Origin of the sequence: Halorubrum californiense DSM 19288 (genome assembly GCF_000336875.1) — an archaeon.
Lineage (GTDB): Archaea > Halobacteriota > Halobacteria > Halobacteriales > Haloferacaceae > Halorubrum > Halorubrum californiense.
Map to the genome: position 1 here is coordinate 135,407 of NZ_AOJK01000073.1, position 20,001 is coordinate 155,407.

The 20,001-nt window shown below is 69.2% G+C and carries 18 protein-coding genes, 1 tRNA gene and 1 pseudogene; 11 read left to right on the top strand and 9 right to left on the bottom strand.

Annotated elements, in window-relative coordinates:
- The first annotated feature begins 103 nt into the window (after positions 1 to 103).
- On the top strand, positions 104 to 1,180 hold the full coding sequence (locus C463_RS15995) for an NAD(P)/FAD-dependent oxidoreductase (RefSeq protein WP_008445866.1): 1,077 nt from the start codon (positions 104 to 106) through the stop codon (positions 1,178 to 1,180).
- A 108-nt stretch (positions 1,181 to 1,288) separates the two neighbouring features.
- Here C463_RS15995 and C463_RS16000 read toward each other — a convergent pair.
- Positions 1,289 to 1,359, bottom strand: a tRNA-Gly gene (locus tag C463_RS16000).
- 226 nt (positions 1,360 to 1,585) lie between these two features.
- Between C463_RS16000 and C463_RS16005 the strand changes: the two genes are divergently transcribed.
- Both C463_RS16005 and C463_RS16010 read left to right on the top strand, forming a co-directional pair.
- Positions 1,586 to 2,110, top strand: a complete 525-nt coding sequence (locus C463_RS16005; RefSeq protein ID WP_008445868.1) for a DoxX family protein — start codon at positions 1,586 to 1,588, stop codon at positions 2,108 to 2,110.
- A gap of 14 nt (positions 2,111 to 2,124) precedes the next feature.
- The gene (locus tag C463_RS16010; protein ID WP_008445875.1) at positions 2,125 to 2,409 is read left to right on the top strand and encodes a hypothetical protein; all 285 of its coding nucleotides are present in this window, start codon (positions 2,125 to 2,127) and stop codon (positions 2,407 to 2,409) included.
- A 78-nt stretch (positions 2,410 to 2,487) separates the two neighbouring features.
- Here C463_RS16010 and C463_RS16015 read toward each other — a convergent pair whose 3' ends face one another.
- From C463_RS16015 to C463_RS16030, 4 genes are read right to left on the bottom strand one after another with little or no spacing between them, the layout of a single operon-like run.
- A complete protein-coding gene (locus C463_RS16015) occupies positions 2,488 to 5,019 on the bottom strand; it encodes a methyl-accepting chemotaxis protein (protein ID WP_008445876.1) in 2,532 nt (843 codons plus the stop codon).
- A 60-nt stretch (positions 5,020 to 5,079) separates the two neighbouring features.
- On the bottom strand, positions 5,080 to 5,712 hold the full coding sequence (locus C463_RS16020; protein ID WP_008445877.1) for a class I SAM-dependent methyltransferase: 633 nt from the start codon (positions 5,710 to 5,712) through the stop codon (positions 5,080 to 5,082).
- 41 nt (positions 5,713 to 5,753) lie between these two features.
- Entirely contained in the window at positions 5,754 to 7,940 is a 2,187-nt protein-coding gene (locus C463_RS16025; RefSeq protein WP_008445878.1) for a type II secretion system F family protein, read from the bottom strand.
- Positions 7,937 to 9,646 (bottom strand): type II/IV secretion system ATPase subunit, encoded by a 1,710-nt coding sequence (locus tag C463_RS16030; RefSeq protein ID WP_008445879.1) that lies wholly within the window; start codon positions 9,644 to 9,646, stop codon positions 7,937 to 7,939. The genes C463_RS16025 and C463_RS16030 overlap by 4 nt, the downstream gene beginning before the upstream one ends.
- Positions 9,647 to 9,807: 161 nt before the next feature.
- On the opposite strand from C463_RS16030, the gene C463_RS16035 reads away from it, so the two are divergent.
- The gene (locus C463_RS16035; RefSeq protein ID WP_008445880.1) at positions 9,808 to 10,275 is read left to right on the top strand and encodes a DUF5793 family protein; all 468 of its coding nucleotides are present in this window, start codon (positions 9,808 to 9,810) and stop codon (positions 10,273 to 10,275) included.
- A 21-nt stretch (positions 10,276 to 10,296) separates the two neighbouring features.
- Here C463_RS16035 and C463_RS16040 read toward each other — a convergent pair whose 3' ends face one another.
- Positions 10,297 to 11,172: an SAM hydrolase/SAM-dependent halogenase family protein gene (locus C463_RS16040; protein ID WP_008445881.1), complete on the bottom strand. Its 876-nt coding sequence runs from the start codon at positions 11,170 to 11,172 to the stop codon at positions 10,297 to 10,299.
- A gap of 53 nt (positions 11,173 to 11,225) precedes the next feature.
- Positions 11,226 to 11,756 carry a nicotinamide-nucleotide adenylyltransferase gene (locus C463_RS16045; RefSeq protein WP_008445882.1) on the bottom strand — a complete coding sequence of 177 codons (531 nt, stop codon included), beginning with the start codon at positions 11,754 to 11,756 and terminating at the stop codon, positions 11,226 to 11,228.
- Positions 11,757 to 11,926: 170 nt separating this feature from the next.
- Here C463_RS16045 and lonB point away from each other — a divergent pair, with 170 nt between their 5' ends.
- The 3 genes from lonB (at position 11,927) to C463_RS16060 (ending at position 15,837) form a co-directional block, all read left to right on the top strand.
- Positions 11,927 to 14,218 (top strand): ATP-dependent protease LonB, encoded by a 2,292-nt coding sequence (gene lonB, locus C463_RS16050; protein ID WP_008445883.1) that lies wholly within the window; start codon positions 11,927 to 11,929, stop codon positions 14,216 to 14,218.
- A gap of 358 nt (positions 14,219 to 14,576) precedes the next feature.
- Entirely contained in the window at positions 14,577 to 15,590 is a 1,014-nt protein-coding gene (locus tag C463_RS16055; RefSeq protein WP_008445885.1) for a cytochrome d ubiquinol oxidase subunit II, read from the top strand.
- A 1-nt stretch (position 15,591) separates the two neighbouring features.
- Entirely contained in the window at positions 15,592 to 15,837 is a 246-nt protein-coding gene (locus C463_RS16060) for a hypothetical protein (RefSeq protein WP_008445893.1), read from the top strand.
- A gap of 22 nt (positions 15,838 to 15,859) precedes the next feature.
- On the opposite strand, the gene C463_RS16065 is transcribed toward C463_RS16060, so the two are convergent.
- Positions 15,860 to 16,099: a hypothetical protein gene (locus tag C463_RS16065; protein WP_008445895.1), complete on the bottom strand. Its 240-nt coding sequence runs from the start codon at positions 16,097 to 16,099 to the stop codon at positions 15,860 to 15,862.
- Positions 16,100 to 16,250: 151 nt separating this feature from the next.
- Between C463_RS16065 and C463_RS16070 the strand changes: the two genes are divergently transcribed.
- The 4 genes from C463_RS16070 (at position 16,251) to C463_RS16085 (ending at position 19,297) form a co-directional block, all read left to right on the top strand.
- Positions 16,251 to 16,970, top strand: a complete 720-nt coding sequence (locus C463_RS16070) for a helix-turn-helix domain-containing protein (RefSeq protein WP_008445897.1) — start codon at positions 16,251 to 16,253, stop codon at positions 16,968 to 16,970.
- The gene (locus C463_RS16075; RefSeq protein WP_008445900.1) at positions 16,967 to 17,902 is read left to right on the top strand and encodes a sulfurtransferase; all 936 of its coding nucleotides are present in this window, start codon (positions 16,967 to 16,969) and stop codon (positions 17,900 to 17,902) included. Before C463_RS16070 ends, C463_RS16075 begins: the two co-directional genes overlap by 4 nt.
- Before the next feature lie 175 nt (positions 17,903 to 18,077).
- Complete coding sequence (locus C463_RS16080; protein WP_049906058.1) at positions 18,078 to 18,443, top strand: winged helix-turn-helix domain-containing protein; 366 nt, start codon at positions 18,078 to 18,080, stop codon at positions 18,441 to 18,443.
- Positions 18,444 to 18,514: 71 nt separating this feature from the next.
- Positions 18,515 to 19,297 carry a CBS domain-containing protein gene (locus C463_RS16085; RefSeq protein WP_008445904.1) on the top strand — a complete coding sequence of 261 codons (783 nt, stop codon included), beginning with the start codon at positions 18,515 to 18,517 and terminating at the stop codon, positions 19,295 to 19,297.
- Between the two features lie 39 nt (positions 19,298 to 19,336).
- On the opposite strand, the pseudogene C463_RS16090 reads toward C463_RS16085, so the two are convergent.
- Positions 19,337 to 19,956: pseudogene (locus C463_RS16090) on the bottom strand (IS6 family transposase).
- Positions 19,957 to 20,001: the final 45 nt, after the last annotated feature.

A 20,001-nucleotide genomic window follows, 5' to 3' on the forward strand; every position in this document is an offset into this window, starting at 1 on the left:
TCCCGAGGTCCGCCGGGCCGGTCTCGGTTCTGACGGCGCTGGCTGGTCGACGACCGCGCACAACACGCTTCAATTTAAACCGTCGGGAGCCCTACGAATGGTAATGAGTTCGTCCGACGACGAGTACGAGGTCGCGGTGGTCGGCGGCGGGCCGGCCGGGCTGACGACCGCGCTGTACGGGGCCCGACTGGGCCACGAGACGGTGCTGATCGACCGGGGCGGCGGGCGCGCGGCGATGATGGCCGACACGCACAACGTGATCGGGGTCACCGAGGACATCTCCGGCAACGAGTTCCTCGCGACCGGCCGCGAGCAGGTACAGTCGTACGGCGGCACCTTCGAGCGCGGCTTCGTCACCGACATCGAGCGCACCGACGACGACCGGTTCCGCCTGTCGACGAACGACGCCGAGATCATCGCGGACCGCGTCGTCCTCGCGACCGGCTTCTCCGACGAGCGCCCGGACCCGCCGCTCCCGCGGACGGGGAAGGGGCTCCACTACTGCCTCCACTGTGACGCCTACATGTTCGCCGACGAGCCGGTGTACGTGATGGGCCACGGCGAGGCGGCCGCCCACGTCGCGATGATCATGCTGAACGTGACCGACGACGTCGACGTCCTGACGCGCGGCGCGGAGCCGACGTGGAGCGACGAGACCGCGGCGCAGCTGGAGTCGCACCCGGTCGAGGTCGTCCACGAGGAGGTCTCGGGCGTCGAGAACGACCCGGACTCCGGCTGGCTCGAAGCGCTGGAGTTCGAGGACGGGACCCGGCGCGAGTACCGCGGCGGCTTCGCGATGTACGGCTCCGACTACAACACCGTTCTGGCGGAGGGGCTCGGCTGCGACCTGACCGAGAGCGGCACCATCGACGTCGACGACCACGGCCGCACCAGCGAGGACGGCGTGTTCGCGGTCGGGGACATCACGCCGGGCCACAACCAGGTGCCCGTCGCGATGGGGCAGGGCGCGAAGGCGGGCCTCGCGATCCACAAGGAGATCCGGGAGTTCCCGCGCTCGACCGAGGAGATAGCGCGCGACGGCCCGGTGGGCGACGACGAGGTGCCGGCCATCTCGCCGCACCTCATGGCGACCGCCGTCGCCCACGAGGGCCACGCCGGCGGGCCGCGCGAGGACGCGGCCGCCCAGAACGTCGAAGCGCCCGCGGCGGACGACGACTGATAGGGTTCAAACTCTTCTCAGCATTTCCGAGCGAAGCGAGGAAATCGCCGGCCGGGACTCCCGCGAGCGAAGCGAGCGGGAGGTCGGCCGGCGCACGACCGCAGGGAGTGCGCCGGCCGGGATTTGAACCCGGGCCATGAGCTTGGAAGGCTCAGGTCCTACCACTAGACCACCGGCGCTCGCGTCGGTCGATGACGCACCTACACGTAGGTACAACGACTTTCATAAGCGTTCCGTGTTGGTGTGGAAAGCGTCGACGAGCGGTCGACTGGACGGGAACCTATACTTAAAGAACCCCGATACTGCGGACCCCTCCCAGCGCGCGATAACGCTTTTCAGCCGCTTAGAACCCTGTTCGGGACATATGTGTGTAGCCACCCAACGTACACCCGTGAGGTGACACCGATGTCATACCAATCGAGCAATCCACTGGTCGGCGAGGTCGAGTTCGCCCTGGAGGGGCCGTGGGCGACGTACTGGATCGCGTTCCTGCGCGTCGTGACCGGGTGGTGGTTCTTCCACGCCGGCGTGACGAAGATCATCACGGACGGGTTCGCGTACAGCTACGGCCCGGCGTACATGCAACAGATGAGCGGGACCGCCCTCGGCGGAATTCCGGTCTGGATGGGGAACAACCTCGCGTGGCTCATCGCGCCCGGGGTCCCCCTCTTCGAGACCCTCATCGGGCTCGCGCTCATCGCCGGCGCGCTGACTCGGTTCGCCGCGTTCGGCGGGGTCATCTTCATGAGCCTGTTCTGGATCGGCAACGCCGGGTTCGGCCACGGCGTCGTCAACAGCGACCTGATGGGACTCATGCTGTTCATGACTGTGATCGTGCTCGCGGCGGGGCGCTACTACGGCCTCGACGCGCTCATCGAGGAGACGGCGTTCGTCAAGCAACACCCCAAGCTGCGGTACCTGCTCGGCTAACGAGGTGACCGAAAATGACAGATATCATCGACACGGCGGCACGGGCGCTGAGCGCGGGACTGATGCTGTTCGGCATCGTGGTCCTCGGACTGGTCGAGACGCTGGCCGGACAGCCGTTCGCTCCGGCCCCGATGACGAACGAGGCGGGCGACGTGATCGCGACGCCGTTGATCTCGCCGGAGATCCGCACCGGGTTCGTGCTGGCGGGGATCGCCGTGATGGGCCTGTACGCGGCGTACCGCCTCGTGGCGCCGCTCCCGGACGACCGGGACGTCAGCCACGAGACGATGGCCGACTGAACCGGGACGGAACCGCCGACCGCGACGTAACCGGCGGAGCGTCGTCGCGGACGACCGCTGTCTCCTTTCGCTCGACGCCTACTCGTCGAGCGGCCGCTCCGGCGTCTTCGAGCCGTCGACGTCCGGTTGGTTCGACTCGACCGAACCGTCGGCGTCCGACTCACCCGATTCGACCGAACCGTGGGCGTCCGGCCCGCCCGATTCGATCGCCTCGTCGGCGGTCCCGCCGTCCGTGCTCGCGGGGGCGGCGTCCGACGGCTCCCCGTCAGTTCCGAACGAGAACGCCGACTCGGCCGCGTCGCTCCGGTCCGCCTCGACGTCGTCGCCGATTTCGGCGCGCGCGACCTCGCCGTCGGTCGCCGACTCGGCGTCGACCTCGAACTCCTCCGTCATCTCCCGCAGGTCGCGGGCGCGCTCGTGGAGGTCGTGCGCCTGCTCCGAGACCTCGCCGAGCGTGGCGGCCTGCTCCTCGGCGGCGGAGGCGACGGTGGTCGCCTCGGCGGTCGTCTGCTGGCTCACGCCGGCGAGGTCGTCGACCGCGCCGGTCACCTCGTTGACCGACTGCGCCTGCGCGTCCATCGCACCGGAGATCTCCTGCACGCCGTCGTCGGCCTCGCTCACGCGGTCGGCGACGTCGGCCAGCGCGTCCTCCGCGTCCTCGACGACCTCGACGCCGTCGTCGACGCCGTCGCGGATCGCCGCCATCTCGTCGACGCTCTCGTCGGTGCGCTCGCGGAGCCCCTCGATGAGCGTCTCCACCTCGGCGGCGGACTCCTGCGTCTCCTCGGCGAGCGACTTCACCTCCTCGGCGACGACCGCGAAGCCGGAGCCGGCCTCGCCCGCGCGGGCCGCCTCGATCGAGGCGTTGAGCGCGAGCAGGTTCGTCTGGTCGGCGATCTCCGAGATCGTCTCGACGATCGCGTCGACCTCCGCCATCTCGGCTTCGAGCCGCTCGATCGTCTCCGCGGCGGACTCGGAGCGCGACTCGATCCCGTGGAGCTCGCCGACCGCGTCGGCGGCCGCCTCGCGGCCCTCCTCGGTGAGCGCGTCGGCCTGCCGAGAGGTGGTCGCGACCTCGTCCGCGGAGGCGGCGACCTCCTCGACGGTCGCCGACATGTCCTCCATCTCGCCGGCCACCTCGGCCAGCTGCCGGCTCTGTCGCTCCGCGCCGGCGGATATCTCGTCGACCGCGTCGCTCGTCTCCCGGCCGGCGGCCGCCGCCTCGTCCGTGCCGTCGGTGACCGCGTTGCTCCGGTCGGACACCTCGACCGCGAACGCGTCGACCGCCGCGATGGCGGCCTCCAGTTCGTCCATCGCGTCGTTGAACTCCGCGGCGATCGAGCGAAGCGCCTCGGGGTCGGCGGGGTCGGCGCGGAGCCGCGCGGTGAGGTCGCCGTCGGCGCAGGCGGCCATCGTCTCGCCGAAATCGTTCGCGCGCGACTCCAGCCGCTCCGCGAACGCCTCGCTCTCCGCCTTCGCCGCCTCGGCGCGCTCGCGCTGGTCCTCCGCCGACTCGATCTGCTCGCGCAGCGAGTCGCGCATGGTCGCGAACGCGTCGGAGAGGTCGCCGAACTCGTCGCGCCGCTCCGTGTCGAAGTCGACGTCGAGGTCGCCGTCGGCCAGCGCCGCCGCCCGTCCCTTGAGCCGGTTCAGCTCGACGACGGTGCCGCGGCCGAGCGTCGCGCCGAGGAGACCGAGCCCGACGATCGCCACCCCGACGATGAGGAGCAGGTTCCGCCCGATCATCCCCGAGAGGGCGTACGCCTCGGAGAGGGGGACGTTGACCGCGAGGGACCAGCTCTCGGTGGGGACCGGCGCGTACGCGACGAAGTACTCCTCCCCGTCCGCGAACCCGAGCGTCGTCGACGAGACGTACCCGACCGGGCGCTGTTGGTCGAAGAGCTGCGAACTGACCGCTTCGTCGTACCGCTCGCCGGCGACACCGTCCCGGTCGCTCGCGCTGATTTCGCCGTCAGTCTCGACGATCGCGGTGAACGCGCCGTCCGTCGGCTGCCGGAAGCTGTCGACGAGGGGGGCGACCGAGACCTCCATGACCGCGTACTCCCGTTGCGGCGTTCCGGTCACGTAGGCGACCCGTTGCTCCCCGTCGACCTCGTACGTCGGCGTCGTGGTGACCGTGTCGCCGAGCAGGAGCCCGTCGTCGAACCACGGCTGGCTCGTCAGGCCCTCTGCCCGGTCGGCGTCGTCCCCCGCGTCGTCGGTCGACGCGAGCACCGTTCCGTCGTCGGGGTCGATGTAGTGGAACGCCAGCACGCCGTCGCTCGCACGCGACAGGTGCGAGGAGAGGTACGCCGAGACGGCGGCCGAGTCCTCGCTGTACACGTCGTTGTCGGCGACCGTCGTCACGGTCGCGCGACGGTCGGTCGTCCAGCCGCCGGCCTCGGTGGCGCTCAGCTCCGCGACGGCCGTGTAGTCCTCCTGCGCGTTCGATTCGAGCTGATCGGTCGTCTCGGCGTACGTGACCGCCCCGACGGCGCCGATCGCGAGGACGACGACGACGAGGGCGACGAGGAACTTCGTGAGGTAGCTCCGGGCCAGCGCGCCGGGCGTGACCCGACGCAGGACCCGTTCGAGGAAGGTGTCAGCCATTACGATCACGCGCTCGACTGGGGCTCTTTAATTCACGCCCGCCGATATCCCTCGTGATAATTACAGGTTCAGCGGCGAGACTTCCGCGTAGCAGTTCCCGCTCGAAACCGACGTGTTCCGGGTTTCGAGGTCGCTCGCCGCGAGGTCCGCCTCGAACTCCGAGGGCGAGTAGATGTGATAGTAGCGGGGGACCGTCTCGCCGCCCGGCAGCGTCCAGTCGACGGTCGTGTCGAACCCCTCGTCGCGGTCGAACCGGTCGTGGGCCGTGCTCCACGCGCTGACGAGCGCGACCCCGTCGGGCGCGAGGACCCGCGCCAGTTCGTTCAGGCTCTCGACGCGGGCCGCCCGGGGCGAGAGGTGGTGGAGCGTGGCGACGTAGACAGCGAGGTCGACCGCGCCGTCGCGGACCGGGAGCGCGCCCGCGTCACCGTGGACGAACGCGGTCCGGTCCTCGAACCCTCGCTCGCGGGCGCGTTCGACCGCCTCGTCGAGCAGGCCGCGACTGAGGTCGACCCCGACCGCTGTCTCGGCGCCCGCCGCGAGCGACTCCGTGTGCCGACCGTTCCCGCAGCCGACGTCGAGGGCGAGGGTTCCGGACCGACCCTCCAGGAACGACTCGACCTCGGGCCACGCGTACTCCCGCGTCTTCGAGAAGTGCGCCGCGATGCGGTCGTACGTCGACTGCGGGTCCATACCGGCGTCTCGGTCGCGACGGATAAATGCCGACCGGACCGTCACACCGCGCCGATCGCGACGAACGCGACGAGCGTGAGCGCGAGCAGCACCACGACGTGTTTCACGCCGTCGCGAACCGACCCCTCTCCGAGCTGTCCGGCGACGAGGCCGGAGCAGACCGCCTGAATCGACGCCGCGTGGAAGAACAGCTGCTCGTACTCCGCGACGTCGATGTCGCCGATCCCCTCTCCGATCCCTCCGGGGCCGCCGGGAACGGCTCCCCCGGCGCTCCCGCCGCTTGAGAGCCCGCCCCCCGTTCCCGGGACGCCGGCCGCCTCGATGGCCGGGATGAACGACACCGACAGCGCCGCGATGATCCCGAGGAACACGAGGAAGGAGATGTAGATGACGATGAGGTACGTCAACATCACCTGTCGGCGCTCGCGCCGGAGCGACCAGGTTGCGCGCGACTCGTCGGCCGCGATCCGGAGGACGGGCCCGACGTCGCCGCTCGCCCGGATCGCGTTGGTGACGAGCGCGACCGCCCGGGAGGTCATCGGCGACCGGACCCGGCGCTCCAGCCGGCGCAGCGCAGTCGTGACGTCGGCGCCCCAGTCGATGTCGCGCCGGGTCCGGCGGAGGTCCTCCGTCAGCGCCTCCAGGTTCGAGTCGGCGACGCGGCGGACGCTGCCGACCACCGCGGTCCCCGCCTCGTTGATGCTGGCGAGGCGGTCGAGGAAGTCGGGTACCGCGGACTCGATGCGTCGGACCCGACGCTTGCCGAACTCGTAGGCGACCGCGTACGCCGCGAGGACGAACGCGGTCGCGACGACGAGCGGGCCGTCGATCTGACCGACCATCTCCACGGGCGTCCCGAGCATGATCGGGAACGCGAAGACGAGCAGCCCGGCGACCGCGACCGGGACCGCGACGAGCAGCACCGTTCGCGGGGAGGCGAGCACCGTCTCGGCCGGCGACGCGACCAGCCGCCGCACCCAGCGGAGCCGGTCGTAGACGCGGAGCCGCTCGCGGCTCTCCGCCCAGCGGTCCGCGCCGGCGGCGTCCGCGCCGCGTCCGGACGCCGTCCCGCCATCGAACCGCGGGGAGTCCCCCCGGTCCCCGGGCTCGTCCGTGGCATGGCGCACGCCGGTGACCGAGGGGGTGTCCTGGTCGGCGAGCGACGACGCCGCGACGGTCTGGGTGCCGCCGACGGCCTGCGTCACGCTGTCGACGTAGACGACGAAGCCGAAGGTGGCGAGCGGCACGCCGAGGTAGACGATGACGCGGAGGAGCGGGAGCGTGTCCTGTAAGACGAGCCCGATGACGACGAGGATGGTGATGAAGAACAGCGGGCCGGCGACCAGCGCCGTCACGTACGCCTCGGCGAACGTCGAGAGCAGCTCCAAGTACTGCTCCTGTTTCGCCTCCGCCTCCGCCTGATAGCGCTCGTACTGGTCGTTGAGGAACGTCGACACCGACTGCCCGGTGCCGAGGACGGAGGCGAGGTTCTCCGAGAAGTCCGCGAGGTCGTCGCTGGGCGTCCGGCGCGAGATGCGTTGGAGCGCGGTGAGCGCGTCCGTCCCGAAGGCGTTCATGTCGCGGACCGCGACCGACAGCTCCGAGGCGGCCTCGCCGTACACCGCCTCGTTCTCGGCGAGCGTGTCCATCACGCGGGGGAACGCCATCCCCGAGCGCGAGAGCGCGTACATGAACGCGACCGTCCGGGGGAGGGTGGCGTCTATCTCCGCCGCGCGGGCGTGGGCGCGCTGGTCGAGCAGCTGCCACCGGGCCACGTACGCGCCGAGCGCGATCCCCGCCCCGACGGTCGCGGAGACGACCGTGAGCAGGACGAACAGCCGAAAGAGCCCGAGGTCGGCGAGCCGCGCGACGACGGCGACGAACTCGAACGCGCTCGGGAGCGCCTCGCGGATCGCCGCCCCGCCGACGTCGAGCGCGGCGAGCAGGCCCGCGGCCGCGTACACGCCGATGACGCTGCCGGCGACGCCGAGGACCGCGGCGTACAGCAGGGTCCGCGAGGCGTACACGCGGTGCGTGGTGCCGGCGACGTGGGCCGCGCGCATCCGGTCGCGCTGGGCCTGCCGCCGCGCCTCGTTCTCCCCCACGTAGTCGCCGAACGCAGACAGCGCGACGCGGGTGACGAACAGGTCGGCGCGGTCGTCGACGAGCGGGAGCGCGAGCGCGAGGCAGACCGCGACCGCACCGGCGAGGGGGAGGTACTCGATCATCGCTCCGCGGCGTCGGTCGTCGGGTCACCCGTGACGTTCCGGTCGTCGCCGAACTCCTCGTCAGTGAGGTCGTCGGGGTCGACGCCGTCGGCCGCGGCGGCGCGCTCGTCGAGCTTCTCCATCACGCGGTCGGGGTCGGCGTAGTACTCGTTGACGAGGGCGGTGAACGTGCGGTAGTCGTCGATGTCGAGCGCGGAGAGCAGTTCGAGGAACCGCTCGCGGCGGCGGACCTCGCGGAGCAGCTCCGACCGGGACCAGCCGCGCTCGTCGGCGATCTCCTCCAACAGCGAGGAGTCGTTCCGCCGGAACGTGTCGGAGTCGGGCACCCACTCGAACGCGGAGGCGTAGTCGAGCTCGCCGGTGCGCTGGTCGATGCCGCCGATCTCGCCGATCGTCTTCGCGCGGCGCACCCGCTCGTCGTCGGCGCGCGTGAGCGTCTGTACCGAGAGCATGTCTAGCGACTGGACCATCGCGCGCGGCACGTTGATCGGCTCGTTCTCCAGCCGGTTGATCACCGTCTCGATCGAGTCGGCGTGCATCGTGGAGAACGTGGTGTGGCCGGTGTTCATCGCCTGGAACAGGGTGATCGCCTCCTCGCCGCGGACCTCCCCGACGACGATGTACTCGGGGCGGTGGCGCAGCGCCGAGCGCAGCAGGTCGTACATGTCGATGTCCGTCCCCTCGTACCGGCGCTCGCGGGTGACCGCCGAGAGCCAGTTGTCGTGGTACAGAGAGAGCTCCCGGGTGTCCTCGATAGTGAGGACCTTCGCCCGCGGCGGGACGAACATCGACACCGCGTTCATCGAGGTGGTCTTCCCCGACGCGGTGCCGCCCGCGAAGATGAGGCTCTTGTTGTGCTCGATACAGAGCCAGAAGTACGCCATCTGCTCGATCGAGAAGGTGCCGTACTCCACGAGGTCGACGGGAGTGAACGGGTCCTCCGCGTACTGGCGGATGGTGAACGCCGACCCGCGCGGGGTCACCTCCTCGCCGAGCGCCAACTCCGCGCGCGACCCGTCCGGGAGCGTCGTCTCGACGATTGGGTCGCCGACGGAGACGTGGCGCCCGGACTGCTGGGCGAGGCGGATCACGTAGCTGTCGAGCGACTCCTGGGCGAACGAGACGTTCGTCTCGATGTCGGTGTACTGGTCGTGGTAGACGAAGATCGGGAGGTCGTACCCGTCACAGGAGACGTCCTCGATGTGGCGGTCGTTCAGCAGGGCGTCGACCTTCCCGAAGCCGCGGAAGTCGCGGTAGAGGTAGTACGCGAGCGCGTGGAACGTGCTCATCCCGGCCTCGACGCCGTACCCCTCTAACAGCGTCTCAAGCTCCGATTTAAGCGTCTCCTCGTCGGTCTTTCCGGTCCCCTCGCGGTACAGCAGCGGGTCGCGGATGTCGTCGACGACGCGGTCGAGGAGGTCGCGCTCGAACGCGTCCAACTCCGGCTCGACCGCGTAGTAGCGGTGTTCGCTCTCGACGTCGTCGTAGGTTATCACGACGTACGCGTACGGGGCGTTCACCCAGTACCGGTCGATCTCGCGCTCGTCCTCGGGAACGACGAACGACGCGAGCGGGCCGTCCTCGCCCGGGCGGAACGGGCGGACGTCGAGCGTCGATCCCTGGAGCAGCTCCCACGCACGCGAGAGGCGCCGCTGGAGGTCCTCGATCCGATCGCCGAGGTCGCTCCCGCCGGCGTCACTCGCCATGGATACCGCGATATAATGGCGGGGGGAAGTTAAACTACCCCCGACGATTATCACGAGCGAGGCCGGGCGGGCGGAGCCCCGGCCGTCAGGCGTCCGGGGTTCGGAATCGCCGATCCGCCCGTTACGTTGATACGGCCGGACCGCAAACGATTCAATACGAAATGCGGCGTGACTACTTCGATCTGACCGTCGAGGGCGTCGACGGCGGCGCCGGCTCCAGGTCGCCCCCACTGGTGCGGATCGACTTCCACGGGCCGGAGGAACTGCTCCGCGAGCGGCTCTCCGGGGGCGAGAGCGACGGCGACCTGCTCACGGCCGACGAGATCGACGTCGCCTTCCGGCTCCGCGAGCCGCTGGGCGAGGCGGACGACCCGGAGGGCGTCGTCGGCGTCACAAACCGGTACACCGGCGACTTCGTTCTCGAACTCAACGAGACGGCGACGGACGTCCTCCCCTTCATCCACGCCGCGCGCGACGCGACCGACGACGGCGACGCCCGGTACCGCGTCGAGATCGACGTCGACGGCGAGCGGCTCGTCGCCTACGACAAGGACACCTTCCTCGTGTACGACCACGAGGGGAACCTGCTCCGCAGCGAGAGCCTGATCCCCTCGGGCGTCGAGCTGTAGGGACGACGCTCTTCTCGCTGCTCAGAGGCTGACACTGTCGGGGACGAACCGCACCGCGTCCCCCGGACGCAGGTCGAACGCGCCGTCGCCGCGGCCGTCGTTCACGTCACACTCCGCGTAGCCGTGGCTCCCGACGGTGACGAGGCGCTCCCCGGGGTCGACGGCGCCGAACGTCTCCGCGACCGGCGTGAGGTCGCCGTTCACGCGGACCCAGTCGCGGCCGCGGACCAGTTCGCCGGGGACGTTGGTGATCACGTTGCCGAACCGGTCGATCGCGAGCACCTCGCCGTCGACGGCGGTCACGTCACCGTCGCCGGCCGCACCGTCGGCCGCTCCCTCCCCGCTCCCCTCGTCGCGCTCGACGCTCGGCTCGGGGAAGCTGACGTCGACGGGGTCGCTCGCGGGCGCGAGGTCCTCCATCCCTGCGAGCGTCTCGGCGACCGCGTCGGCGTCGGGGTCGCCGTCCGACGCCGATAGTTCGTCGTCGAGCGCCACCCGGATCCGGGCCGCGGTCGGGGCGAACACGTCGCGGCCGTGGAACGTCTCGCTCGCGGGGTCGTCGACCGCGACGGTCCATGCCTCGACGTCCGACTCGTCGCCCGCGAGCGCCCGTGCCGGCGGCATCGCGAGGCCGTTATCGGGCGCGACGAGGACGTGCGCGCCGGCGCGGACGACGAGCGCGTCGCGGTCGGTGCCGACGCCGGGGTCGATGACGGCGCAGTGGACCGCCGGCGGGAACTCCGGGAGGACGAAGCGGAGCCAGAAGGCCGCCGCGCGCGGGTCTCCGCGCGGCAGGTCGTGCGCGACGTCGATCAGTTCGGCGTCCGTGTGCCGGCGGATCACTCCCTTCATCGCGGCGGGGTAGGGCGACCCGAAGTCCGAGGTGAGCGTGATCATATCCGGTGTCGGGGCCGGCGGGCGGTTAAAACGCCCGGGCGGCGACCGCCGCGCTACTGGTCGGAAGGCCCGTCGCCGTTCGCGTCCGTCTCCGCGATCCGACGGATCCGCTTGACGCCGTCGACCTCGCGGATCACGTCGACGACGGCGTCGGGGACGAGGTCCTCCCAGTCCCGGCCGCGGATCATGCGCTCGCGGAGTTCCGTCCCCTCAAGCACGTCGCGGCGGAACATCGGCGACTGGCGCACCTCAACGCCGGCCTCCTCGAACAGGCGGACCACGAGCGGGTTGTTCGAGTACGCGACGTCGAACCGCGGTGTCATGCTCTGGACGTGGCTCACCCAGACGGAGTTGCGGTCCAAGTCTTCGATGGGGACGACGTAGGTGGTGGGGTCGAACTCCTCGACCGCCTTCGTCACCATCATCACGCGCTCGCCGGCGGTGAAGGGGTTCCGAGTGGTGTGGGAGTCGCCGGCGGAACCGATCCCCAAGACGAGCTCGTCGACCTCCGCCGCGATCTCTTCCACCATGTGTCGGTGGCCGTCGTGAAACGGCTGATACCGGCCGATGTAGAACCCCCGCATGAATCTACGTACCGTCGGCGTCATTTATAAACCCCGTGGGAACGCTCGTACGCCGAGATCGGCGGCCATACGCCTTCAAAACGGCGTCTGGTGCCTCCGCCCCGGTGGCTCCGGGGGGAGAAAGTATATCAGTAGCCGACCCGTCCTTTTCGATAGCGACACCCGATTCTATGAGCAACGAGAAGGACACGAACGACCCGACGGCCGACGACCCCGACGAACCGCCTCACGGCGGCGTCGACGACTCGAGTCCGGCGGGGAACGGCGAGGACGCCACGCGCGGCGATCCCGAGCCCGACGACGGTCCGGCGACCGACCCCGGCGTCGACGACGCCAGCGGGGAGCCGACCGCGGACTCCGACGGGGAGTCGGCCGCGGACCCCGACGACGGGGACGACCCCTGGGACGACGGGGTCGTCGTCGACGACGGGGACGGGTTCGACGAGACCGAGATCGTCGGCGAGGGTTCCGACGCGAACGGCAACACCGCCGATCCGGCCGACGACGGCGGGATCGACGAACTCGGCAGCACCGTCGAGGTCGAGGGCGCCGAGATAGACGAGGACCCGGACGAGGACGACCTCCTCGGCGGGCTCAAGATCGACACGACGGCCGAACTGGAGATACCGGACCGGCTCGTCGACCAAGTCATCGGACAGGAGCACGCCCGCGACGTGATCATCAAGGCGGCCAAGCAGCGTCGCCACGTGATGATGATCGGCTCGCCCGGGACCGGCAAGTCGATGCTCGCGAAGGCGATGTCCGAACTACTCCCTAAAGAGGAGCTTCAGGACGTCCTGGTGTACCACAACCCCGACGACGGCAACAAGCCGAAAGTGCGGACCGTGCCGGCCGGCAAAGGCGACCAGATCGTCGAGGCGCACCGCGAGGAGGCGCGCAAGCGCAACCAGATGCGGTCGCTCCTCATGTGGATCATCATCGCCGTCGTGCTGGGCTACGCGCTCATCATCGTCGGCCAGATCCTCGTCGGCATCATCGCCGCGGGGGTCGTCTACCTCGTCTTCCGCTACCTCAACCGCGGGTCGGACGCGATGATCCCGAACCTGCTGGTGAACAACGGTGACACGAAGACGGCGCCGTTCCGCGACGCGACCGGCGCGCACGCCGGCGCGCTGCTCGGCGACGTGCGGCACGACCCGTTCCAGTCCGGCGGGATGGAGACGCCCAGCCACGACCGCGTCGAGGCGGGGGCCATCCACAAGGCGAACAAGGGCGTGCTGTTCATCGACGAGATCAACACGCTGGACATCCGCAGCCAGCAGCACCTCATGACGGCGATCCAGGAGGGCGAGTTCTCGATCACGGGCCAGTCCGAGCGCTCCTCGGGCGCGATGGTCCAGACCGAGCCCGTCCCGACGGACTTCGTCATGATCGCGGCCGGGAACCTCGACGCGATGGAGAACATGCACCCGGCGCTCCGGAGCCGTATCAAGGGGTACGGCTACGAGGTGTACATGGAGGACACCATCGAAGACACGCCGGAGATGCGCCGGAAGTACGTCCGGTTCATCGCCCAAGAGGTCGCGAAGGACGGCCGTCTGCCCGAGTTCTCGGCGGAGGCCGTCGAGGAGATCATCCTCGAGGCCAAGCGCCGCTCGGGGCGTAAGGGCCACCTCACCCTGAAGATGCGGAACCTCGGCGGGATGGTCCGCGTCGCGGGCGACATCGCTCGCGGCGAGGACGCGGACATCACGACCCGCGAGCACGTCCTTCAGGCGAAGGGCCGCTCCCGGTCCATCGAGCAGCAGCTCGCCGACGACTACATCGAGCGCCGCAAGGACTACGAGCTCCAGGTCTCCGACGGCTACGTCGCCGGTCGCGTCAACGGCCTCGCCGTGATGGGCGAAGACTCCGGGATCATGCTCCCGGTGATGGCCGAGGTGACGCCGACCCAGGGCGGCGGACAGGTGATCGCCACCGGTCAGCTCAAGGAGATGGCCGAGGAGTCGGTCCAGAACGTCTCGGCGATCATCAAGAAGTTCTCCGACGAGAACATCTCCGAGAAGGACATCCACATCCAGTTCATCCAGACGGGCCAGCAGGGCGTCGACGGCGACTCCGCGTCCATCACGGTCGCGACCGCCGTCATCAGCGCGCTGGAGAACGTCGGCGTCGACCAGAGCCTCGCGATGACCGGCTCGCTGTCGGTCCGCGGCGACGTGCTCCCAGTCGGGGGGGTCACCCACAAGATCGAGGCGGCCGCGAAGGCCGGCTGCGACCGGGTGATCATCCCCGCGGCCAACGAGCAGGACGTGATGATCGAAGACGAGTACGAGGAGATGATCGAGGTCATCCCCGTCTCGCACATCAGCGAGGTCCTCGACATCGCCCTCGAGGGCGAGGCCGAGAAGGACTCGCTCGTCGCCCGGCTGAAGTCGATCACCGGGTCGGCGCTGAAGGACGGCAACGTCTCCGGCCCGTCCAGCCCGAGCCCGCAGTAAGCGGCTCCGCGCTCCGCCGCCCGGGTTCTTTCACTTTTCGCTCCCCTGAGCTACCGCACCGCGAGCAGTTGCGGGATTTCTGCCCGCCGCTCGGCGGCTAACTTGGTCTCGGCCGTTCGCCGGAGAGACTGTGTGGGCGCGTACCCTGTATTTCTGAATTCCCACAATACTAACTCGCTGAATGGCATCGGAATCTGGTGGACAGGGAGGAAGGCGGCATAACGGCTACCGCTCAGTATACACGCTAAATATCTCAAGAAACACTACATCCACTCCGCGTGTGGCGACCACCGTCAATTCAGATGAACTGAGAGGGTCGGAATACATAAGTTAGTATAGTTGGTATTGCGCAATACAAATGTCAGGAATCGCGATCGTCGGCGGGGGACCGACCGGACTGAACGCCGCCATCTACACCGCCCGAGCGGACAGGCGGACGCTCGTGTTCGCCCTGCTCGGGACGTTCCTGTTCCTCGACGGCTTCGACTTCGGCGCGGGTGCGATCTTCGCGACGCTCTCCGACGACGAGGGTCGCGAGGCGGTGCTGTCGGCGATCGGGCCGTTCTGGGACGGCAACGAGGTATGGCTCGTTGTCTTCGGCGGGGCGCTGTTCGCCGCGTTCCCGTCGGTGTACGCGGGGCTGTTCAGCCGCCACTACCTGCTGATGTTCGGCATCCTCGGCGCCCTCATCCTCCGGGGGCTGGCCCCGGAGATGTACGAGCAGCGGCACGACGCGCGGTGGCACCGGTGGTGGGGTCGGTCGTTCGTCGCCGGCAGCGTCCTCGCCCCCTTCCTCCTCGGCGCGTTCGCGGGGAACTGGCTCGTCGGGAGCCCCCGGTCGCTCACGCTCGTCGGCGTCGTCACCGGGGTCGCCGTCACGGCGCTGACGGTCGTCTCGGGCGCCGCGTTCCTCCGACTGAAGGTCCGGGAGGCGCTCCCCGAGACGGTGACGGAGATCGGTGTCGCGGCCGTCGCGGCGTACCTCCTCGCGGTCGTGGCGACCCTCGGCGTCCTGGCGACTCGCCTCCCGGCCGGCGTCGACGCGCTGCTGTCGCCGCCGGTGATCGCGCTGGTCGCCGCCTCCGTCGGGCTCGGAGCCGGCTACGCCGTCGCGCTTCGACGCGGGGCGAGCCTCGTCGCGCTCGCGGCGGCCGGGGGACTGACCTACGGCCTGATCGCCGTGGTCGGGGTGCTCATGTACCCGCGTATCGACCCGGCGACGGGGGCGACGGTCGGGGAGGCCGTCGTCTCGACGCTGCCGCTGAACCTCATGTCGATCGGCTCGGCCCTGCTGTTGCCGCTGGTCGTCGCGTACTTCGCCGTCCTCTACTCGGCGTTTAGCGGTCCGATAACGGCCGAGGAGGCGTACTGAGATGAGCGAGGGTTCCGAGGCGAGCGCGCCGGCTCGGCGGTCGACGGTCGGGACGTCGCTGCTCTCGCGCGTGCTCGTCACGTGGGCGGAGCTCGTCGCCGTCGGGTTCGGCGGGGCGGTCGCGGGCGGGGCCGCGTCCGGGCCGCCGCAGCTCGTCGTCTACTTCGCGACGGTCCTCGCCGCGGTCGCCGTGTTCATGTTCAACGTCGATCGACTCGTCGCGACCCGCGTTCGGGAGGCGACGTGAGCGGAGCGCGTCGCGCGGAGCGTCAGTCCGACCCCTGGCGCGACGATCCGAACGGACCGACGCCGCGGCGCTTGGCGGCGATGCCGAACAGCAGCGCGGCGCTCGGGAAGAACAGCAACGCGCCGAGCGCGGTGACGGTGTCGTCGTGGGCGAGTCCGAAGGCGATTCCTCCGATCCCGGCGGCGAGCGCGACGGCCGCCGGGATCAGGAGCCGGTTTCGGAGCGCGGTCAGCACCCCGCGCCCGGAACGTGAGGTTCCCATACGAGACAACGTAAGTGCGTCGGGCCCGTATCAGACGCGTTGTCGAAGGACAAGGTTCCGCCGCGCCGCGACCGACCGCGGTCGCTCGGCCGACTCCGGAGCCGCCGACCCCGCGAACCGCGACCCCACGACCGAACCAGTCCACCGCCAGATGTACGACTTCAGCTTCGAGATAACGTACGAACCCGGCGTCGACGAGTACGTCGACCTGTTCATCGACCGCGGCTCCCTCCAATCGGAGGCGACATACTCGTGTCTCGACCCGGCGGAGCTGTGGAAGCTCGAATCGGTCACCGGCGACGCGGCCGACCTCGCGGCCGTCGACGAGTTGCTCTTGGACGAGTCCGTCGACCGCGAGTCGATCAGCGGTCGAACGTGTCGCGCGGCCCGCACGACGAGCCTGCTCACCGACGAGCGGCGGCGGCGGGTGACGTACACCTACCTCACCGACGTGGACTACTGCGAGTCCGTCCCGCTCATCGCGGCGAAGTATGTCGACGGCGGCGCGCTCTTCGAGCAGACGCGCTCGGGAGACACCGTCCGATGGCGCGTGCTGGTCCAGGACGACTCGAAGATCGGGATGTTGTACGACACGCTGTCCGCGCGGCTCGGCGAGGGGCGCTCGTTCTCCTTCGAGCACCTGACGGAGGTCGACCGCTGGGAGAGCGAACTGCTCTCCCGACCGGACGTCCGCGCCGAACAGCGCGAGACGCTGTTGCTCGCGGTCGAGCGCGGCTACTTCGAGACGCCGCGCGAGGCGACGCTCGACGAGCTCGCGGCGGAGCTCGACGAGCCGCGTTCGACGGTGTCGTACCGGCTCCGACGCGCGACCGCGGAGCTCGCGAAGCGGTTCGCCGACCAACGATCATGACCCCTGACACTCCCACCGACGACGAGCAGCGAACGCCGACGGACGCCGCCGGAGGCGACGGATATCCGACCGACGTGCTCGTCGGGCCCGACTGGGTGGAGGCGCGGCTCGACCGATTCCGCGCCGACGCGCCCGACCTGCGGCTCCTCGAGGTCGACGTCAACGCCTCGTTCTACGAGGAGGGTCACGCGCCCGGGGCGGTCGGCGTCGGCTGGCGGACCGACCTCCGGTCGGCGGAGGCGCACGACATCCTCTCCCCGGCAGAGATGACCGCCTTCCTCGAGTCGTGCGGGATCACCGAGGAGACGACCGTCGTCATCTACGGTGACAACAGGAACTGGTTCGCGGCCCACCTGTACTGGCAGCTCGCCCACTACGGCCACCCGGACGTGCGGATCATGGACGGCGGTCGCGAGTACTGGGTCGAGCACGGCTACCCGACCACGACCGAGCCGGTCGACCCGCCCGCGGTGACGTACGGCGACGCGCCCGACGCCCCCGCCAAGCCGGAGGTCCGAGCCGACCGCACCGAGGTGCGGGCGGCGATCGGCGGCGACACGGAGTTCGTCGACGTGCGCCTGCCCGAGGAGTTCCGCGGGGAGGTGACGAAGCCGCCCGGCAGCGACGAGGGGGCGATGCGGGGCGGCCACGTCCCCGGCGCGACGAACGTGTTCTGGGCCGAGAACGTCCGTCCCAGCGGCCTGTTCAGACCACCTGCGGAGCTCGCCGACGTGTATGAGTCGCGGGGGATCACCCCCGACGACGACGTGATCGTCTACTGTCGGATCGGGGAGCGGTCGTCGCTCGCGTGGTTCGTCCTTGAGGAGCTGCTCGGGTACGACCACGTGCGGCACTACGACGGCTCATGGACCGAGTGGGGGAACATGATCGGCGTCCCCATCGAAGTCGGCGAGGCGGACGGCGGCGGCTGAGTCCGCCCCGGAAGCGAGGCCGAACGCCGGCGGTTGTCCCACGACAAACGGACACACTAGCCGCTGTGCGCGCAATCGTGCGCAATGAGCGATCCTCACGCCGAACTGGCGGCGAAACGCACGGGAGACCGGAATGGAGGCCGGCGCGGCGACCCCGCGCCGCCGGACGGTCGCGATGAGTGACGCCGGCTCGACGGTCGACGGGTCGCGGTTCGCCCGGCGGCTCCTCGACGCCCTGAGCGAGGAGACGAACCGGACCATCCTGTCGCTGCTCGACGAGCCGGCCTCGGTCGCCGAGGTCGTCGAGCGGTGTGACATCCCGATGTCGACGGTTTACCGGCGCCTGGACACGCTCAGCGAGCTGGACCTGGTGACGGAACACGTCGCGATAGACGCGGAGCGGGGGAAGTACCGGCGCTACGAGCGGAACGTGCGCCGCGTCTCGATCTCCGTCGGCGATGAGGGCCGGCTCAGGGCCCGAGTCGAGCGCGCGAAGGGGAACCCCGGCGAGGAGGTGACGTGGGAACCGACCGGGAGGTAGCGGCGGTCGCCCGCCGGACGCGGCTCCCGCTCCCACACCCTCTTTTATCCCGGGGGCGTTTACCGCGAACGATGAGCGGAAAACCGACCGTCGGGGAGTACATGACCCGCGAGGTGGAGACGGTCAGCCCGGACGAGACGGTGGCGACCGTCGCGCGACGCATGGCCGACAGCGACGGCCACAACGGGTTCCCGGTCACGCAGGGCCGGACCGTCGAGGGGTTCGTCTCCGCCGGCGACCTGCTGCTCGCGGACGACGACGCGCCCGTGTTCACGGTGATGACGGAGGACCTGATCGTCGCGCACCCGGACATGAAGGTGACCGACGCGGCGCGGGTGATACTGCGGTCCGGCATCCAGCGGCTCCCGGTCGTCGACGACGCCGACAACCTCGTCGGCATCATCTCGAACACCGACGTGGTCCGCTCGCAGATCGAGCGCGCGACGCCCGGCAAGGTCGGGAAGCTGATGCGGACCCTCGAACAGATCCACGGCGTCGACCTCGACGAGGAGCGCCGCGAGGTGGCGATCGCGGACCTGACGCCGACGCAGGCCCGCGTGTACGCCGACGAACTGGAGGGGAGACAGTACGAACTCGAACACGGGCTCGCCGAGCCGCTCGTCGTCATTGACAACGGCGGTACCCTCTACCTCGCCGACGGCCACCACCGGGCCATGGCCGCCCGCGAGGCCGGCATCGAGACGATGGACGCGTACGTGATCGTCCCGCAGACCACGGTCGACTTGGGGATGGCGAAGACCGCCGAGAAGGAGGGGCTCCGCGTCGTCGACGACATCGAGATCGTCGACTACGCGCGACATCCCCTCGTGGAGACGACAAAGCGGCTCCAGTGACCGGACGGCGCGTTACCGTCGAACGTTCCGTCGGTCGCGTTAAGTTTGGCGTGAATTGTGGTAGACGGCGAAGCTTTCGAGCCAGTCTTGAGCTGTCTCGAGCGCGACATTGCTGAAACTATTTGCGAACGATGATGTTCGTCTTTCTATCTCCCAAAATACACGTTCGATAGCATTCCGATTTCCATGTCGAATGACTTGAAATCGATAGCTATCTTCATGAAGAACTGGTCCGAGATAGTCTGCGTCATCGACGAGAAATTCGACGTTGTCGAGTTGATAGCGCCGGTGTAGCTCGGTGAGAAACCACCGCGTTGTCTGTTTATTTGCGGTTNGATTTCGTTAGTATATGGGTCGACCGCGCCGTACAGCCAGAATTTCTGCCCGTGAAGGCGGATCATCTTTTCGTCGACCGCTAGTTGATCCTCCAAAACGGTCGAGATCGGCTGTAGATCTGCCTTATGAACCCAATTATGAACAGCGACATGGCTTCGACTGATCCCGAATTTCTCAAGAAATTTACTCACCTCACGAAGTGACATACCGGCTAAGTGACAGCGGATCCCAACTTCAATTACCCATCGCGGAGTTCGATTTCGTTCCACAAACGACAAGTCGATCCACGCAGTACGTTCGCTGAGGCGGTCGAATTCTGTCATAGACACTCAGAAATCGTCCGCCTCATCCTCTAACTTTACGCGACC

Coding starts and splice junctions, on each gene's coding strand:
- C463_RS16070 (WP_008445897.1), top strand. CDS start 16,251: ATGTACGACTTCAGCTTCGAGATAACGTACGAACCCGGCGTCGACGAG.
- C463_RS16075 (WP_008445900.1), top strand. CDS start 16,967: ATGACCCCTGACACTCCCACCGACGACGAGCAGCGAACGCCGACGGAC.
- C463_RS16060 (WP_008445893.1), top strand. CDS start 15,592: ATGAGCGAGGGTTCCGAGGCGAGCGCGCCGGCTCGGCGGTCGACGGTC.
- C463_RS16030 (WP_008445879.1), bottom strand. CDS start 9,646: ATGGCGAGTGACGCCGGCGGGAGCGACCTCGGCGATCGGATCGAGGAC.
- C463_RS16080 (WP_049906058.1), top strand. CDS start 18,078: ATGAGTGACGCCGGCTCGACGGTCGACGGGTCGCGGTTCGCCCGGCGG.
- C463_RS16020 (WP_008445877.1), bottom strand. CDS start 5,712: ATGGACCCGCAGTCGACGTACGACCGCATCGCGGCGCACTTCTCGAAG.
- lonB (WP_008445883.1), top strand. CDS start 11,927: ATGAGCAACGAGAAGGACACGAACGACCCGACGGCCGACGACCCCGAC.
- C463_RS16085 (WP_008445904.1), top strand. CDS start 18,515: ATGAGCGGAAAACCGACCGTCGGGGAGTACATGACCCGCGAGGTGGAG.
- C463_RS16010 (WP_008445875.1), top strand. CDS start 2,125: ATGACAGATATCATCGACACGGCGGCACGGGCGCTGAGCGCGGGACTG.
- C463_RS16025 (WP_008445878.1), bottom strand. CDS start 7,940: ATGATCGAGTACCTCCCCCTCGCCGGTGCGGTCGCGGTCTGCCTCGCG.
- C463_RS16015 (WP_008445876.1), bottom strand. CDS start 5,019: ATGGCTGACACCTTCCTCGAACGGGTCCTGCGTCGGGTCACGCCCGGC.
- C463_RS16055 (WP_008445885.1), top strand. CDS start 14,577: ATGTCAGGAATCGCGATCGTCGGCGGGGGACCGACCGGACTGAACGCC.
- C463_RS16035 (WP_008445880.1), top strand. CDS start 9,808: ATGCGGCGTGACTACTTCGATCTGACCGTCGAGGGCGTCGACGGCGGC.
- C463_RS16040 (WP_008445881.1), bottom strand. CDS start 11,172: ATGATCACGCTCACCTCGGACTTCGGGTCGCCCTACCCCGCCGCGATG.
- C463_RS16045 (WP_008445882.1), bottom strand. CDS start 11,756: ATGCGGGGGTTCTACATCGGCCGGTATCAGCCGTTTCACGACGGCCAC.
- C463_RS16065 (WP_008445895.1), bottom strand. CDS start 16,099: ATGGGAACCTCACGTTCCGGGCGCGGGGTGCTGACCGCGCTCCGAAAC.
- C463_RS16005 (WP_008445868.1), top strand. CDS start 1,586: ATGTCATACCAATCGAGCAATCCACTGGTCGGCGAGGTCGAGTTCGCC.
- C463_RS15995 (WP_008445866.1), top strand. CDS start 104: ATGAGTTCGTCCGACGACGAGTACGAGGTCGCGGTGGTCGGCGGCGGG.